Origin of the sequence: Collinsella sp. SGI.180, from assembly GCF_050313455.1 — a bacterium.
Lineage (GTDB): Bacteria > Actinomycetota > Coriobacteriia > Coriobacteriales > Coriobacteriaceae > Collinsella.
In genome coordinates, this window is sequence record NZ_JBNPLL010000013.1 from 1 (window position 1) to 18,642 (window position 18,642).

Sequence of the window (18,642 nt, forward strand, 5' to 3'; positions counted from 1 at the left end):
AGTCTAGGACACTATTACCGAAAGTAGGTTGGGATGAGGCAGTTTAAGCGTGCTGTGGCTTTTGCCCTCACCTTTATCATGTGCGTCGAGGCCCTTTTGGGTAACGGCGTTGCCAGCGCGGTTGCCCTTACGCTTGAGGACGCCCAGTCGTGGCAGGACATTGTCCAACCGTTTGCCGAGACCGATGCGGCGGGGGAGTCGGATGACAAGACCGGCTCGGACGCCGCATCGGGCGTCTCGTCGAGCGATAGTTCGGATGAGGCTAGCGCGAGTGCTTCGAACGACGACAAGTCTGACTCAAACACTTCCAACAACACCACAGCCTCCAACGAGGACACTTCTGGCAACCAGGATGCCGTTGACGTGGTCCCGCGCGATTGGTCGCACGATGCCAGTGCGCTCACGGTATCCTCCGAGGGCCTTGCCTTTGACAAGCGCTTGGGAGAGCTTGCTGGAGCAGGCCCCATCGAGGAAATTCCTGTGCAGCTGCCTGCCTCGCTCAACATCAAGTGTGTTCTCAACGCGGCGCTGCTTGAAGGCGACACCTTTACCGTCGATCTTCCCGCCGGGCTCACATTCGACCTCGATTCGGCCAAGCTCCAGGACCATGATGGCATCAAGCGCATTGCCCTCTACCGCTTGGACGCTGAGGGCAATCCCACGCGCATCCGCCTTGGGTATGCACAGCTCACTGCCACTAAGCTTACTGTGGCTTTCGCTACTCCGCATGACGAGCAGACCGATGCCGACCTTTCCTTTGAGGCTCAAGAGTCCTTTGCCGTCGATGCCGATGTACTGCTCGATTCCGCGCTCCTCAAAGACGAGGAGTCAACGCTTGACTGGGCGATACAACAGACGCAGACCGAGGGCGTGCGTACTTGCGAGCTCACTATTCCCGCGCGCTCCCATGTTGAGGAGCTTCTTGGGATTGATAGGGCCGATGCTTCCCCAACGGTTGCCGTCGCTGTGGCGGGCACCTCCCAGGATCCGGTTTCTGCAGTGACCCCTGTGGATTCTTACGGCAGCAAGATCACGTTCACCACGCTTTGGGCCGATAACAACAACGCCAACCGCCCGTCTGCGGAGGCTCTCCAGAATCGAAACGAATACCGTGTGTTCTATTCTCTTGATGGCGGTAAGACCTATGTGGCGCTCACCGAGGACGGAGATATCCTGTCCGATGAGGCGGCCGCGCAGCTCGGATTTACCCAGGAGATCCTCGATGCCGCCAAGACCGATGGCCACTTGGTAAGCGTTGCAGCGTCCACGGTCTCCGAATACGAGGCGTCCGTGGTACTCGCTGGCAAGCTTCCCGCCAAGGTCGTGACGCGAACGGACGACGGCACGGCGCAAGAACAGCCCATCACGTATGCAATTTCCCACGTGACGGCGGGCGCTGGGGCCGTGGAAGTCAAAACTGGCTCGACACTCTATCCTAACTGCAACGCCGACCCTTCGCAGCGCTCTGAGTCTGGCGACTACATCGTGCCCGACTCCTCCATGCTGAGTGGCCGTACGGACTATGTGGAGCCCTATGCCAAAGAATGTCTGATGATGCTCAAAAACGTTAGCTTTAACGTCGATGTCCACATCGGCAACGATATGGTGGATCACAACCTTTCCGGCGATAATGGCTGGTATTCGAGATGGGGTAAGTACCTGACCCTTACGGCTGCGCGGCATATGGGTGCGTCTGACGACAAGGATGTAAGCAATATCAACGGGGACGGTCTTCTGCAGCTCATCGAACACCAGCTCTTTAGTGTTACCTGGAATGACAATGCTTCCAACAACTATGTTATAAGCGGTCGCATGCCGGCCTACCATCCATCCGGCGTGTCGATGAAGTACCGCCTGATCCAGCAGACAATAGATAACTCCGGCACCTCCGGCTATCGCGATGCCTACGAGGTCTCCTACGACAACAAGGCCGTTCCCGACTATGCGAGCGATATCTCCGCGTGCTACAGCGGCGGTACTATGACGGTGCGCCATACGGGCACCACGCGGTTTGAGGCTACCAAGGTCTGGCTCGACGACTACGCGCCCGGTTCGACCGATTCCAATGGCAACGATATTTCGCGCCCTGCGGCCACCTATACTCTGTGGCGCTATTCCGCAAGGCCCGGCAACGATGCGCGGAGCGCGGCGCAGGTGGTCGTGATGACGGGTGATCGCAAAGGCGAGTTCGTAAAGCTCGAGGTCACGGCCGAGCAGAATAATAAGCTGGGCGCGAGCTACAACAGTGAAGACGGTTCCATCAACAACGCTAAGATGGACCTTGGGAAGATGCTGCTCGATAAGTACGGCACCGATGGCTTCACGCAGTTTGCCAAGTACGATCCCGATGGCTACCCCTATATCTACCAGCTCCGCGAGTCGAACCTCGCGGGTTATGAGCATGTGTTCGGCACGGTCGACAACGAGGGCAACACGACGGGCGATCTCGGTCCCAACTATTTCAGTGCAAGCGATGCAAACACCGAGTATTTGCTTGATGGATGGATGCGCTCCGATTCCGACAACTTTGGCGTCTACAACGGCGGTACGCTCACCAATCGTCGTGCTGAGACCGAAACCGTTAGCGCCAAGAAGCGCTGGGATATCGGCGCCTATCAAGATCAGCTCGGTACCGTCGAGGTAAGCTTTCAGCTCCAGCGCATCCTTAAAGAGCATGCTACATACAACAACGGACGGTGGTTCTCTAAGGAAGATCCCATGTATGGAGCTGATGGCTCGCTTATCGGCACCTATACCTGGAACGACGTCGCTGACGGTCGCGTCACGCTTAACGGCTGGAGCGCCGAGAATTCTGAGCAGTCCTTCTTGAAGAGCGGTCTGCCTCGATATGACGAGCTGGGCAACGAGTACGTTTACCGCTGGCAAGAGGTTGAGGTGCTGGACACGCAGGATCCTGACCGGTTCTCTGCCTTGCCTACCACACCGGACGGCCCGTTTGAGTTTTTTGGCACGTTTACTGATGCTAACGGCAACCAGAATCTCCTTTCCTTTAATGGCGAATATGATGCTAAGGAGAAATGCTTTGTCAACAGCTACGTGGATACAGTTGATGCGACCGTTGATAAGTATTGGCAGGCCCTTGATGCCGATGGCAATCCTATTTGGACACAGGATGCCAAACAATGTGGTAATGGCGTTGCTCCAAAGGTAACGGTCAAGGTAATCCGCAACGATTCGCTGCTTACAACGATTGAGCTGGACGGTCGCGTTGATCCCACGCCCAATCTTCAGACGATTCCTGGCTCTTCCTGGGAGCTTGGCTGGTGGGAGACGAGTCCTTGGCATGTTGAGTTTATCCGTCTACCCAAATATGACGACAACGGGTCTAAGTACGACTACCTCTTTCTTGAGGAATCGGTGGATGGCTTTAACCTAGACCATACGGTTCGCGGTATCGACCCCGAGTCTCGCAAAATCTATACCAAGTTTTATAACCGGCGCGTGATTGAAGGCAATGCCTCCAGTTCGAAATTTGCGGTCTCCAAGAAATGGCTTGATAGCGGCAACGCTGCCTCCCGCGTGCCTGTTGAGATTGGCCTGTATGCGAAGCACGATATCGTTTCTCAAAGGGATGAACAGTTGGCCTATAAGGAGGGTCAACTGATTACTGAGGCCACTCTTAACGAAGAGAACTCTTGGTACGACGAATTAAATGTCCCAGTTGGCGGGCTTTCCAAGAATGACGTCGCTATCAGAGAGCTGTCTACGCTTAATAGTAGCGATACACCAGACGACCTAAGATATGAGGTCATCGATCGCGATACTGCTGTTCGCAGGGCTACAGACGGCTCTGCCGAGGAGATTGCGGCCTATGGTTCGCTGCTTAGAAATTGGCCTGAGACGGATACCTCTACTCGCATGATCTCCAAGAACCTTTCGCAGGGCTTTTCGTATGAGGTTTCGTATGGGGAAAATCTCGATAAAAATTCTCTCGAGGTCACGAATCGCCGCGTTGGTTCGGTGGATATCTCTATCGATAAGACCTGGGCTGACGCTGGATCTGCTGCGATCAAGCGCCCCAAGGCTCAGATAACAATCTCTGCGCCCGCATCGAGCTCCGAGTTTACGTTTGTCTGTGACAACAGTCGAGAGCTGTCCGTTAGGGTTGCCGGTAAAAAAGACCAGCCTCTAAAGAAAAAAGATTCGGAGGGCAACTTTAGCCAGCTAACTGGGTCTGCTGACGCCTCCGTAAACACCGATGTGATTGTTTCAGAGGATTCAAAGTCTATTACCTTTACGGTCGATGTGAACAAGGCCTCATCCTTCTTCTCCGTCGTGGGACTTCCTAAGTACGATCTTTCCGGCGCTATCGTTGATTGGAAGGTCGAGGAGAATATCGTCAATGCCGGTGACTATCGATCCGTCGGCGGACTTTCGAGCACAGACTTCGGTTCGCCCTGGCACCAGGAAGACCAGCTCAACTATTCGTTTACTAACAAGCGTACGGGCACCAAAGACGTGACGTTCCATACCAAGTGGTTTGACCACTACGTCAAGGACGTCCTCAACCAGCGCCCTGACGTTAAGCTGGTGCTGTATCGTGCGGCTTATACGTATGACGATAACGGCAATATCATTATAGATGGCGAAGGAAATCCCGTAATCACGCTCTCGTCGGTTTCTCCTTCCGAGTACGACGGCCACTTTGAGTGGGTGTCGTCCGACCCAGCCGATCGCCTGCGCAACGACACCAAGGGCGACTTTACCCAATACGCCACGTTCAAGAACCTTCCCAAGTACGACGGCAACGGCGGACAGTACGTCTATTACGCGCGTGTGGATATGAATGTCCTGGATGACACCAAGGGCGCGCTCGACTACTATGATGACGATACGGTTTCGAAGGATTCCTATACAAAGGACCCCGGCTCGTGGGATAAGGCAGATGACGAGGTTACGTCGTTTGCCGATTACCTCCTTGCAGACAACGACCAGCAGCTCGTTTACCGTGAGGACTCGACGTTCAATTTCCATATCCACGGCTCGGTAACGGTCTCGGGTGAGAAGCTGTGGGAGAACGTCCCTGTCGGTTACTCCAAAGACGACCTGCCGGCGATTTCTATCTACGTGCAGCGCCGCTTGCTTGCGGGTTCGTACGGAGCTAACGGCAACTGGACCGATGGCGCTGCTTTGCCTTGGTCTGGCCTTGCACTAACTGTGGATGATACGCAGGCAAAGGGCTATAGCGTGGCCAGCTCTAATACGGGTAAGACCGACTCTGGTCAGGAGATCCTTGACGGCAAGACTGCTGTGGCCTGGACGGACAGCCTTGAGAAGGACGGCAACAACTGGACGTTCAGCATCGGCCAGTACGGGGACAATTCCAATAGCAACGCTCTGCCGAGCGATAATAAGCTCGCTGCCTACGATGCCGAGGGACGTCGCATTGAGTACCGTGTGCGCGAGGTCATCGATGGCATTGTTGGTAAGGACGGTTGGCACCTCACGTCCGAAAGCGAACTCGAGAAGGCCTTTGACAAGGTCTACGATATTAGATATACGGACTTCTCGATCAGGAATACCTATAAGTCTAAGCAGAGCAAGCTCACGCTGTACAAGGTCTTTACGGGGCGTGCCTACGTTGACACCAAGTACCCCGACTCGACGTTTAGACTGTACCGCTACTACGTCAAGGATGATGACTCCAAGAGCGCTCTGACCTTTGTGGCTGAGCAGACGCTCAAGGGCGAGGACGTCAATCATGGCACCGAGTCCGGTGCTGTCACGTTTGACAACCTCGACATCTACGCGCCCTCAGGTGCCAAGTGGCAATACGTTGCCGTTGAGGTTGTGCCCAACGGCTACACCGCCACGAGCGGCATGGGCGAGCTTGCCGCCGATGCTTCTGGTTTTAAGTCTTCGGATGAGTGGGCGGCCGCCAACGGCGTGTCGCTTCCCACGGACGTGACCGGTGCCCTCTCCATGGGCCCCACCGTTGAGCTTGAAGAAGCTGGCACTGAACCCGACGTGACGTTTAAGAACGCCTATGAGCCTGCTACTGCGACGCTTACGGGTAAAAAGATCTGGCAAGACCGTAATAACGTGTTTAGCACGCGGCCTGATTCGATCACGATCGAGTTGACGCGTAAATACCAGAACGGCACCTTGGATGAGGACCTTGATGCTGGCCTGGTCAATCTCCAGTGCGATAATCCTGATCTGGAGAACTATATCTCCTGGGACAGATCTTCTGATACAGGTTCTTGGACCTATACCATCAAGAACCTCGAAAAATGGGCGCCCGATGGTACCCTGTGGCGATATGACGTTCGTGAGACGGTGACGCCGGATCAATATCGCATAAGCGGTAACGGCGGCTCGTGCCTCTCCGATCCAGGCGAGCTCCCCAATATCACCAACGTCCTGAATGGCCAGGTTGGTTTTTCCAAGCAGTGGGATGCTCTTGATTATTGGAAGCAACGGCCGATCCAGTACTTTACGCTCCAGGCGCGAGAGGCTGGCACCGACTCTGATTGGAAGGAAGCGGGCACGTTCTTTACCGCTCATGGTGTTAACGTGGGTACCGCGTCGAGCTATAAAGACACGGTCAACAACATAGATACCGGCCTGACGTGCTATACGCTTTCTAATGGTTCGGTCGTTCGTAAAACGGTCGATCAGCTGACGCCAAAGGAAAATGACGGCAAGGATCCCTACAACTTCAATAGCCATTGGACCATGCTCCCGCTCTCTCTCGGTGCCGGTTCTTCTGCGGTTAACGTTGAATATCGCGTTGTCGAAAGCCTTCTGGTCTATGAGCAGCGGGGGTCTAAGGTCAAGGTCTATCTTGACTGCGATAAGAACGGAAACTACTCAATAAGGGGTAGCGGGGCGAGCATCTACCTGCCTTCTCAGACTGAAGAGCATGCATCTGGAAGCTCAACCTGGAAATCGAACATTACCAACGAGTTGAAGGGTAAAACGACTTCGATAAAGGTTCGCAAGACCTGGGACGATGGTGGCAACGCTTGGGTAACTCGTCCGGGCACGTCTTCTCCAAATGGCTCCTGGGCTACGACGTTTGTCCTGCAGCGCTCTTCTGATGGCGGGGATACGTGGGAGTGGTTTACCAAGTACGGGTCCGTTGTCGCCAATCCATTTGTCTACGATCCATTTAACGGTTGGATTCTTAACGATAGCCTGCTTACCCGAAATGTCAGTGTCGCAGATACCAATGATTCCTTTGATGAGTTGCCTGCGCAAGGCGTTGGTGTGAAAGATCAGGCCGTTAAGTACCTTGAGTACCAATACCGCGCAGTGGAGCTGGTTAAGGGTAGCTATCTGGCTACGACCGCTCCGAGTGATGTTCTGGCCACGAGCGGCGACGGGTCGATGCGTCTTGAGCTGGTGCCGGCCTCAGAAGAAGGAGGGGTTCAGCACTATGTGAACACGCTGCTGACGACCACAGTTACCGGTACTAAGACTTGGAATGACTGGGGCTCGGGGCTTGCTTCGACGCTTGATCCTTCTACCTGCCGTATTAAGCTCAATTTGTATCGAAAGGTTGCGGGTGGCAGCGAGGAGCTTGTCAAGGTTGCCGATGCCACTGGCGCCCTGCGTGATGCGGCGCCTAAGTGGACCAAGAATGAAGATGGCACCTGGACCTACAAGTTTACGGGATTGCCCCAGACCGACCAGAACGGCAAGGTGTATTCCTACAGCGTGAAAGAGGTCGACGGGTCCGTTGCCGGTTGGTATAACGCTCAGAATGATAAGGGCAACCTTACCAACGCTGCGACGCGCTTGACGTTTGACAAGGTTGAGGGCGGCTCGGGCACCGGCGCCGCGACCGGCGATGCGCTCAACGGCGTGAAGTTGGAGGTCTCGGATAGCACTGGCAAGAAGGTCGCTACGTGGTCGCGCGATGAGAATGGCGCTGTTTCCGTTACTGTGGAGGACCGTTATGGCAAGGCTGGCGCCGGCGAAATCGCTGGCTGGATCGTGGGTTTGCCGGCAGGGGAGTACAAGGTTCACGAGGCTGTGGTGCCCGCGGGCCATGTCGCCGTGGCGGACTTCACGGTCAAGATCGGCGTCGATGGCGTCGTGACGCTCGAGGAGCCGCCCGAGGACGTCGAGCTCGACGCTTCCGTCGCCAAGATCACGGTGGCCGACCCGCTCTACCGCTCCGCCTTCTCGCTGGAGAAGGTCTACAGGCACGGAGATTCCGAGCTGCCGGTCGCGGGCATGACGTTCGACCTCTACCGCGGCACCTACCATGCCTCCTCCGTTGACGGCGGCGGCGTGAAGATCGCCGAGATCGTGACGGATGCCGATGGCAAGTGGGGCGCTGACAGCTCCGCTGAATGGCTCAACCACGATGACGCCTTTGGCGTGCTCGCCGGCTACTTTGTCAGGCAGTCCGACGGCCTGCCCGCGGGCAATTACTACCTGGTGGAGACGGGCGAGTCCGCGCTCACCAAGAAGCCCGGCGCGGCCGGCGCGGTGAAAGAGTTCACGCTGGATGGCAGCGTTAGGGGAACGACGAAGGCCGTCAAGGTCGAGAACGATGAGTTCAACGCGGGGCTCGAGATTCATAAGCGGGATGCGCTCACGCATTCTGCGGTTAACAATGCCACGTTTGAGCTGCGCTACACGCCCTTGGGCTCTACCGATGTTGTGACTATTGGCGGGCTCAAGTCTGGCTATTCTTACGCGCTCGGTGCCGCGGGCACGAGCTGCCTGGCCCCTGTTCCCGCTACGCCGGGCGCGCTCAGGGTGACGGGCCTCAAGAAGGGTCAATATCAGCTTGTCGAGACTTCGCCGGCGGTTGGCTATGCTTCTGTCGGGGCCGCCGGCACGGTTGTGCGAGAGTTTGTCGTGGGCGAGGGCTCGGCCGGGCTTGCAAATGTTGTCCCCGACCCCGATGTCACCAACATGCCGCTGCTGGGCAGCGTGACGATGCATAAGGTGGACACTGACGGCAATGCGATCGCGGGCGCTCAATTTAAACTGCAGCGTTTGGCTGGCGGTGACTGGACCGATGTGGCAGACGGCCTCTATACGACCGACGCTGACGGGCGCATCACCGTGACGGGTCTCGCTTGGGGTACCTATCGCTTTGCCGAGGTCGCGCCTGCCGCAGGCTTCTACATGAGCGGCAGCGTCACCACCAAGAGCGTTACCGTCGGGGCCGATAACGTGGCTGGCTCCATCATTTCGCCCCTCGACTGCGGCACGGTGACCAACGAGAGGCTCGGCTTTGGGCTCATCAAGGTCAACTCCGCCCGCGAGCGTCTCTCGGGCGCGCGCTTTACGGTGACGGGCGAGTTCTCCGATGGCTCGGTCGCGCGCGTTCTCGTGACCGCCGCTGACGGCACGGCTTCGCTCCCCGATGGCCTGCTCGTGGCCGGGAAGACCTATACCGTGACGGAGACTGCGGCGCCCGAGGGCTACAAGGTCGGCGACGGCTCCGCCGCAAGCGCGTCCTACCGCTTTACCGTCAAGGCTGACGGCACCTTTGCGGCTGACGGCACCTATACCGACACCGTGTGGTCTGCGGCGGGCAGGGGCACGCTTGAGCTCACCATGAAGGACACGGCCAATGTCGTCTCGCTCTCCAAGGCCGACGCGAGCTCGCGCGTGTTTGTTTCGGGTGCGACGTTTACCGTTGCCGGGCGCTTCTCCGATAGCGCCGACGGCTCAAAGACCGTCAGCCCCGTGGACGGCGCCGTCGAGCTCGGCGGCCTTATCAACGGCGAGGTCTACCGCATCGAGGAGACCGTCGCCCCCGACGGCTACGTGCGCCTGGACGCTCCGCTCTGCGTGCGCTTTGACAAGCGCGGCGAGCGCCTTATTGTGGTCGACGAGCGCGGCACGGTGCTCTCGCAGGCCCCCGAGGGCTGGGTCGTGACTGACGGTCGTGCGATCACTGCCAACGATCCGCTCTACCGCTCCGCCTTCTCGCTGGAGAAGGTCTACAGGCACGGTTCCTCCGAGCTGCCGGTCGCGGGCATGACGTTCGACCTCTACCGCGGCACCTACGATGCCTCCTCCGTTGACGGCGGCGGCGTGAAGATCGCCGCGATCGTGACTGATGCCGATGGCAAGTGGGGCGCGGACGGCTCCGCTGAATGGCTCAACCGCGATGACGCCTTTGGCGTGCTCGCTGGCTACTTTGTCAGGCAGTCCGACGGCCTGCCCGCGGGCAAATACTACCTGGTGGAGACGGGCGAGTCCGCGCTCACCAAGAAGCCCGGCGCGGCCGGCGCGGTGACCGAGTTCACGCTCGGCGACAACGACAGGGGCGCGGTGAAGGCCGTCAAGGTCGAGAACGGCGAGTTCAACGCGGGGCTCGCCATTGAGAAACGCGATGCCGCGACCGGATCTCCGGTCAACGGTGCGGGCTTCGAGCTCGTCTACACGCCGCTTGGGAAGACTGACTCCGTGACGATCTCCGGGCTTAAGACCGGCTGTTCATATGTGCTCGACGCGACGGGCACGCAAGTGGCGGCGCATTCCTCAAATGCGGACGGCTGCCTTAAGGTGACGGGCCTCAAGAAGGGCGGCTATCGGCTTATCGAGACGGTTTCCGCAACCGGCTATGCGCCGGTTGCGCCGGGCGGCTCGCTCGTGAGCTCGTTCGATGTGCTCGATGCTGCCAATGGGGTCGGCAACGTGCTCGCCACGGCAGACAGCTCGGCTCCCGTCGTTACCAACGAGCCGCTGCTGGGTAGCGTGTCGATGCGCAAAGTCGACGAGGGCGGACAGCCCATTGCCGGCACAACGTTTAAGCTGCAGCTCAAGAGCGGTTCGGACTGGGTCGATGTGGGCGATGGCCGCGCAACCGATACGGATGGCTCCATCGTGGTGACGGATCTCGCGTGGGGCACCTATCGCTTTGTCGAAGTCGCCCCCGCGGCTGGCTATTACCTCGATCGCGAGGAAGTCGCTACAAACGAACTGACCGTTACGGCAGATAATGTGGCCGGTTCCATCGAGTTACCGCTCGACTGCGGCACAGTGACCAATACGGCTTTTGCCCTAAAGCTCCTCAAGCGTAATGGGTCCGGCGATGCGCTGCCCGGTGCGGTCTTTACTGTTGAAGGCCGGTTTGCCGACGGCTCATCTGTCGTTGAACTTACCAGCGGCGACGATGGCATCGCCTCGCTTGGCTCGGCCCAGCTCGTGGCCGGGGAGACCTATACCGTGACGGAGACTGCGGCGCCTGCCGGTTACATGATCGGCGACGGTACCGCCGCGAGCGCATCGTTCTCCTTCTCGGTTGCCGCAGACGGATCTTGGTCCGCTGTGGGTGAGAGCAACCCCGCCGTCTGGTCCATGAGTGGCACGGGCTCGCTTGAGCTTGCTGTGACCGATAAGGCCCATACGGTCTTGCGCTCCAAGGACGGCATGCCCGGCACGGGCGACAGTCTGTTTGCCGTCTCTGACGCGCTCGCAACGCTTGGTCTCATGGCGCTTGCCATTGGCTTGCGTCGCACGCGTCGACGCAGCTAGGCGGTTATTAATTACGCCAAAGCGGGGCATACGGTTCATCACCGTATGCCCCGCCTTTCTTGTCTGATGCGTTATCCCGCGTTAGTAGCTGCCCTTCGCCGCTCGTATCGCTTTCGCCCATGATCGTGCCGCCTGTTACCGTGCGCCCTCGTTGACGCTCTGACCGGCCGGTTGGGGCGGGTGCGTATACGTGTTTCTTTCAGCATTAAAAGGTAGGTGACACGAGGCTTTGTTGTGTTGCATGTGATGTGCTATGAGTGCACGACCACGCATAGGCCTACGTTGATGCAATCGTGGAGTGCCTTGGCATCGGCCAGACGCAAGTTGATGCAACCGTGGCTGCCGCACCATTTGTACGAATTTGGGTCGTCAAAGCTCTGATCGTTTTGCCATGTTGCATCATGGAAACCAACCATGTTGCCTTCAAACGGCATCCAATATGACACGGGGCTTTCGTATTTTGGTTTTCCGGTCTTTGGGTCTTTGGCACCGATGAGCTTGCTTGCGCCGTCATTGCTATTGATCTGCCAAACGCCCTCGGGAGTGGCATCCTCTCCCGGTTTGCCCGAGATAAAGTTGGCTTCCCAAACGATATTACCGTTCTCGTCATAGTAGCGCGCGTGCTGCTCGGACAGGTCGACGTCGATATACGCCTTCCAGTCGGGCTCTCCCTTTGCGGTATAGGTGTCGGCCTTCTGGGAGTACTTAATCTCGATTTCGCCGGTCTGCTTGTTGTTAATGGCGTCCTCGACCTGCTTGGCAAGCGCGTCGCTATCGACGGACCAGCCAAAGTCACCGCCCTCGACGGCACATTCTTTGCCGTCGGCACGCGTCCACCAGCGGGTGGTGCCCACGGTATTAAAGCCGTTGGCGAGCTCGGCTGCCCAGCTACCGATCTGCGACGTATCGAGTGTGGGGTTGGCCGGATCGGCAAAGCTGATCCACTGCAACACGGAGCTGCCGTCGACCTTGCCGGCATCCTCGCCGTTGAGCTTGAGGGTCACGTTGACGCCCAAGAAGTTGTTGGCGGCATCGCATGCGGCCTGAATCTGATCATTGGTCAGCGTTTCATTGAGCGGCTCATAGGCATCGTTGCCGAGCTTGGAAAGATCTACGGTCTCGGCCAGCGAGGCAAGCTCGAGCTCGGCATACTTAATGACATGCTCGCGGTTGAGTTTTTCGTTGGAGCGCGCCTTCTCGACGGTAAACTTGCCGGCTTGCTCGTCATAGGAGCTATTGGCCTCGAACGTACCCGAACGGCCCTCGTTAAACTCGTCAATGGCGGCGCCCAGATCCTCCTCAAACTTCTTTTGGTCAAAGGTGTCAGAGAGCATGGACAGGTCGACGTCTTGTTCAAGATCGACTTCGTTGGAGGTAGCGATTGTTTTGGTCTTGCCGCTTAAGGATTCCACAAGGCGGACCGGCCATATAAAGGCTTCGTTGCGGCTGATGATTTCTTTTGCGGCAGCTTCGCCGTCGACGATGGGTTCATCGGACTCGGGCTGATAGGCCCAGTTAAAGTCATCGCCTGTCACGGTGAGCTTATAGTGCTTCCATGCCGAGTTGACCTTAGTGGCAGCAGACGAAGCGTTGGAGAACGAGACGTCGACGCCGGCAATGGTGGTGTTGGGGTAGGCTACCTGCGAAAATGCGACAACGCCAACAATGTAAACGACAACAATGAGGCCCAGAGCAACGAAAAGGGTCATTTTGGCCCCGGATTTTTTCCCGTTGGCGTGGTTCTCTGACCCACGGGGGCCCTTGTGATGGTTTTGCGTGTGTGAAGGCGCGTGCTTAGTCGCTTTATTGCCCTGACGCTGCTGATACGCATGGGGGTTCTGGCGCTGTGAGGTGTTTCCCGAACTATGCTTTGTGCTATGCGTTGGCGTAATGGGGCGCGGCGACTGAACGCCGCCGGTAGGCCTAGAAGGCTGTTTAGGATCGGGAATCAGTTGGGTGCGGTCGTTTTGCGACATCGTATGCATATCCTTCGAGTTTCGCCTTGCGGCTCATCGTGTTTTTACTGGGCTTGCATTATAGCGATTACCTAGTTGTTTGTGGTATTGAAACGGTGGCATTGGCAAGAGGTTGGACATTTGTCCCACCTCTTGTTTTGGACTGCTCTTTATCCGCACACACCGCATTTAGCGCAAGCCGAAAGTGCTGCGGGAGCTTGTGCGATGCCACCCTTGGCCGTCTCGCGCAGCGTGGCCGGCAACGCGTGGCCCACCGAGAGCATGACGTGTGCCATCTGGTCGAAGGGCACAAGGCTTTTGATACCTGCAAGGGCGAGCTGCGCCGAGCTAAATGCGGCCGCCACGCCGATCGCGTTGCGGTTTTGGCATGGCACTTCGACAAGGCCGCCCACGGGATCGCATACAAGACCAAGCAGATTGCTCAGTGCGATAGAGCTAGCGTCAAGTGCCTGCTCGGGCGTGCCGCCCAGCATCTGGACTAGCGCGGCAGCGGCCATGGCGGCGGCGCTGCCCACCTCAGCCTGACATCCGCCTTCGGCACCGGCGACGCAGGCACTTGTGGTGAGGTTGAGACCAATCGCGGCAGAGCAGTAGAGTGCGTCCATGACCTGTTCGTCATCGAGCTGTAGATGGTCGGCGAGCGCCAACACGCAGCCGGGCACGACGCCCGCAGAGCCGGCCGTGGGGGCGGCGACGATGACGCCCATGGTGGCAGAGCGCTCAAGCACGGCCATGGCGCGGGCTACAGCTTCGGTTTGGACGGCGCCCATCAGGTTTGTGCTCAGATCGTTGCGGCGTGTGGCGTCGACGAGTTTTGCCTCGCCGCCGATAAGCCCGCCGAGCGAGCGCTGCGGTGCGGCGATGGGCGCCGTTGTCTCCTCGCGCATGACCTCGAGTACGCGGCGCATGGCGGCGACGGCGTGCTGCTCGCCGGTCAAGCGGGCTTCGCGTACGGCCATGACGGCGCCAATGTTGAGGCCCAGTTCGGCGCAGGCGTCGAGGAGCTGTTCGCCATCGTCGAAGATTTCCTTGGCGGAAACGCCGGGGGAGAGCGATGAGGCCGAGCCGGGAAGCTCAATGAAGGTGGCGTAATCGACATGGTCGAGCATGCGTAGCATGGGAACGACGATGTCATCGGGGGTGCCGTCGGTCTCAAAGACGGAATAAGCTTGGCCGCCTACCTCGGTGCGGTAGGTGCGGCAGAAGGCAATGTTTACGTGTGCGTAGGCGAGCTGGTTCGTGAGCGCAGCGAGAACGCCGGGGACGTCCTGGTGCGCCACAAATAGGGTGGAATACATGCCCGAGATATCGACGCCGACGCCGTTGATGCGGCTGATGCGCATCTTGCCGCCGCCAAGGCTCTCGCCGCGGACCTGCGCCGTGGCGCCCGTGTCATCGACCATGTCGATGTCGACGGTGTTGGGGTGGATGGAGGCGTCGTCGCCCTTAATGTCAAAGTGATAACTGAGGCCCCGCTCGCGCGCGAGGTCAAAGGCCTGCTTGATGTTTTCGTCGTCGGTGTCGAGGCCCAAGATGCCCGCGACGAGTGCGCGGTCGGTGCCATGGCCGCGGTAGGTGTGGGCAAAGGAGTTCCACAGGCCAAAGGTGACCTTGGTGATGCGGCCTTCCAGCAGGCTGGCGGCAACTTGGGCACAACGCAGGGCGCCGGCGGTGTGCGATGAGCTGGGGCCGACCATGATGGGGCCCAAGATCTCGAATGCCGAGGTCGTAGCTAGTGTTTGCGGCTTGCCTGCCATGGCTGCTCCTTCTCTATCTCGTCGTCCCGAGGGGCGGGGCATACGCTGTCCCGCCGTTCCGAGGGCTTTAGTATTTGGTCGCCTGCTCGGACAGTCCTGCTCGCACGGAGAGCACATTAAGTGCTCTCCGGCTCGTGCGGAACTCGCGATCGACCAAATACTAAAGTCCTCGGAACTTAGGATACATGGTAGAGGCGCGCGTGTTTCAAAATTCATCGGTTGGTGACCTATTCGGTGTCCCATGTCGATACATCTTCACCACCGTGTAAATAAAAAGGTACCGGTTGTTCCGGTACCTCTTTTTGGTGCGTTTTTATTTGGCTGTGGCTTTTCTCGTTAGCTTACAGGCCGCAGGCTGCTTTGAGTTCGTCGATGCGGTCCGTTTTCTCCCAGGTAAAGTCGGCGTCTTCGCGGCCAAAGTGACCGTAGGCTGCCGTCTTTTCATAGATGGGGCGACGCAGGTCCAGGTCGCGGATGATTGCGCCCGGGCGCAGGTCAAAGGTCTTCTCCACGGCCTCGACGATCTTGTCCTCGGCAATATGCGCGGTGCCAAAGGTGTCGACCATGATCGACAGCGGCTTGGACACGCCGATGGCGTAGGCCAACTCGACCTCGCAGCGATCGGCCAGGCCGGCGGCGACTACGTTCTTGGCGACCCAGCGAGCGGCGTACGCGGCAGAGCGGTCGACCTTGGTGCAGTCCTTGCCGCTAAAGGCGCCGCCGCCGTGACGGCCGTAGCCGCCGTAGGTGTCGACGATGATCTTGCGGCCGGTCAGGCCCGTGTCGCCCATGGGGCCGCCCACGACAAAGCGTCCGGTGGGGTTCACATAGATATCGGCGCCATCCCACGGCATGTTCTCGGCATCCATGACGGGTGCGATGACATGCTCGATGAGGTCGGCCTTGATCTTGCCCATGTCCTCAACTTCGGCAGCGTGCTGCGTGGAGATGACGATGGTTGTGACCTCCACGGGCTTTCCGTCCTCGTAGCGCACGGTGACCTGGGTCTTGCCGTCGGGGCGCAGATAGGGCAGGGTGCCGTCGTGGCGTACGGCGGACAGGCGTTCCGCCAGGCGGCTTGCCAGGTAGTGCGGCATGGGCATGAGGGTCTTGGTCTCGTTGGAGGCGTAGCCGAACATCATGCCCTGGTCGCCGGCACCGATCAGGTCGATCGGGTCGGTGGTGGCGCCGGTCTGGGTCTCAAATGACTCGTCGACGCCCTGGGCGATATCGGGGGACTGCTCGTGGATGAGGCTCATGACGCCGCAGGTATCGCAGTCAAAGCCAAACTTGGCGCGGTTGTAGCCGATGCGGCGGATGACGCCACGGGCGATTTCCTGCACGTCGACGTATGCCTGGGTGCGAATCTCTCCGGCGACGATGACGGTGCCGGTGGTCACGAGGGTCTCGCAGGCGCAGCGGACGTTTTCCACATTGGCGGGCACGCCGTTGGGCGCAATATAGCCCTGCTCCTGCAGCTCTATTTCTTTGGCGAGGATTGCGTCGAGGACGGCATCGCTGATCTGGTCGGCGATCTTATCGGGATGGCCTTCGGTCACCGACTCCGACGTAAACACAAAAGACCCCTGCTGGGGCGGGATGGAACGAAGCTCTTCTGACATGATTGTCCTTTCGAATAACGTGTCCCAGCGACCGTTACCATTCCGCCGGGCTCTGTATGCAGGGGCACATCATAGCGCGTAAATCCAACATTCACACCCTTTCCGCACCTACTCATAAGGTAGCTAATTTGGGACGGGGCTTTTTTAGCTACCCCGGCAGGCTATCGGCTAAACCAGCAAACAATCAGCCGGGGCAGCTAAAAAAGCCCCGTCCCAAATTAGCTACCCGGCTTCGATGACTGGGTCGGTGCCCTTTGTGCGGAGGTGGGCGTTGTTGCTTTATACTGGTGCGGTTAGACATCCATCCTGCAATCGAGGAGATTTCCATGGCATCAGACGTTCGCGTCCGCTTTGCACCCTCACCGACGGGCAAGCTGCACATCGGCGGCGCCCGCACCGCTATCTATAACTGGGCTTTTGCCCGTGCAAACGGCGGCACGTTCATCCTGCGCATCGACGACACCGACCCCACCCGCTCTACCGACGAGAACACGCAGATCATTCTGCGCGCTATGCGTTGGCTGGGCCTGGACTGGGACGAGGGTCCCGAGGTTGGTGGCGACTATGGCCCCTATGCCCAGACCGAGCGCCTGGACCTGTACAAGCAGGCCGCCCAGAAGCTTTGGGACGAGGGCAAGGCCTATCCCTGCTTCTGCACCAAGGAGCAGCTCGAGGCCGACCGTAAGGCCGCCCAGGAGCGTAAAGACCCCTTCCAGGGCTATCAGCGCCGCTGTCGCGATCTCGATCCCGAGGAGGCACGCCGCCGCATCGAGGCCGGCGAGCCCTACGTCCTTCGCATCAAGGTGCCCGAGGACCGCGGCGATGTCGTCATCCACGACGCTGTCCACGGCGAGGTGACCTTCGACGCCAAGGAGCTCGACGACTTCGTCATCTTCCGCTCCGATGGCACGCCCACGTATAACTTCGCGACCGTCGTCGACGACGCCATGATGAAGATCACCCATGTCATCCGCGGCGACGACCATCTGTCCAACACCCCGCGCCAGGTCATGGTTTACGAGGCCCTCGGCGCGCCCGTTCCCACGTTCGCCCACATCTCCATGATCTTGGGTGCCGACGGCAAGAAGCTCTCCAAACGCCACGGCGCCACCTCGGTGGAGGAGTACCGCGACGCCGGCTACCTGTCCGACGCGTTCGTTAACTACCTGGCGCTGCTCGGCTGGTCGCTCGACGGCGAGACCACGATCATCCCGCGCGATGTCCTGGCCAGCAAGTTCTCGCTCGACCGCATCTCTAAGAACCCGGCGACCTTCGACCCCAAAAAGCTCGACTGGGTCAATGCCGAGTATATCAACAACATGTCCGACGCCCAGTTTGCCGACGAGATCATGATCCCCGAGCTGCACGAGGCCGGTATGATCGAGGGTAACATCGAGTACGGCGAGGACTGGATCGACGCGCTTGCCGCCATCGTCAAGCCGCGCACCAAGATGCCGGCCGACGCCGTGACCGTCGCCGCCCCCATCTTTGCCAAGGCCGAGACGCTCGAGTATGACGAGAAGTCTGTCAACAAGGGTCTGGCCAAGGAAGGCATGGGCTCCATTCTGGATGCCGCCAAGGTCGCGCTCGAGGGCGTGGATGAGTGGACGGCTGCCAACATCGACGCCGCGCTTGAGCCGCTGCCCGAGCAGATGGACCTCAAGAAGCGCGTGGTGTTCCAGGCTGTGCGCGTCGCCGTCTGCGGTAACATGGTGAGCCCCCCGCTGGGCGAGACCATGGCGCTCGTCGGCCGCGACGACTGCCTGGCGCGTATCGACCGCGCCCGCACGATGGCGCTGTAGCAGCTGCGTA

At 59.0% G+C, this 18,642-nt stretch carries 5 protein-coding genes; 2 read left to right on the plus strand and 3 right to left on the minus strand.

Going from position 1 to position 18,642, the window contains the following annotated elements; translation table 11 throughout:
* Window positions 1-33: 33 nt before the first annotated feature.
* On the plus strand, window positions 34-11,475 hold the full coding sequence (locus ACQRAP_RS06080) for a SpaA isopeptide-forming pilin-related protein (protein WP_427795148.1): 11,442 nt from the start codon (window positions 34-36) through the stop codon (window positions 11,473-11,475).
* 251 nt (window positions 11,476-11,726) lie between these two features.
* Here ACQRAP_RS06080 and ACQRAP_RS06085 read toward each other — a convergent pair whose 3' ends face one another.
* From ACQRAP_RS06085 to metK, 3 genes are all read right to left on the minus strand, one after another.
* Window positions 11,727-13,184: a L,D-transpeptidase gene (locus tag ACQRAP_RS06085; RefSeq protein ID WP_427747375.1), complete on the minus strand. Its 1,458-nt coding sequence runs from the start codon at window positions 13,182-13,184 to the stop codon at window positions 11,727-11,729.
* A 416-nt stretch (window positions 13,185-13,600) separates the two neighbouring features.
* The gene (gene sdaAA, locus ACQRAP_RS06090) at window positions 13,601-15,208 is read right to left on the minus strand and encodes an L-serine ammonia-lyase, iron-sulfur-dependent, subunit alpha (protein ID WP_427717365.1); all 1,608 of its coding nucleotides are present in this window, start codon (window positions 15,206-15,208) and stop codon (window positions 13,601-13,603) included.
* 341 nt (window positions 15,209-15,549) lie between these two features.
* Window positions 15,550-16,830 carry a methionine adenosyltransferase gene (gene metK, locus ACQRAP_RS06095; protein ID WP_427728191.1) on the minus strand — a complete coding sequence of 427 codons (1,281 nt, stop codon included), beginning with the start codon at window positions 16,828-16,830 and terminating at the stop codon, window positions 15,550-15,552.
* A gap of 326 nt (window positions 16,831-17,156) precedes the next feature.
* On the opposite strand from metK, the gene gltX reads away from it, so the two are divergent.
* Window positions 17,157-18,632 carry a glutamate--tRNA ligase gene (gene gltX / locus ACQRAP_RS06100; protein WP_427795149.1) on the plus strand — a complete coding sequence of 492 codons (1,476 nt, stop codon included), beginning with the start codon at window positions 17,157-17,159 and terminating at the stop codon, window positions 18,630-18,632.
* Window positions 18,633-18,642: the final 10 nt, after the last annotated feature.

Bases quoted from the DNA above. Each gene is read 5' to 3' on its own strand.
- ACQRAP_RS06080 (WP_427795148.1), top strand. From the start codon at position 34: ATGAGGCAGTTTAAGCGTGCTGTGGCTTTTGCCCTCACCTTTATCATG.
- metK (WP_427728191.1), bottom strand. From the start codon at position 16,830: ATGTCAGAAGAGCTTCGTTCCATCCCGCCCCAGCAGGGGTCTTTTGTG.
- ACQRAP_RS06085 (WP_427747375.1), bottom strand. From the start codon at position 13,184: ATGACCCTTTTCGTTGCTCTGGGCCTCATTGTTGTCGTTTACATTGTT.
- gltX (WP_427795149.1), top strand. From the start codon at position 17,157: ATGGCATCAGACGTTCGCGTCCGCTTTGCACCCTCACCGACGGGCAAG.
- sdaAA (WP_427717365.1), bottom strand. From the start codon at position 15,208: ATGGCAGGCAAGCCGCAAACACTAGCTACGACCTCGGCATTCGAGATC.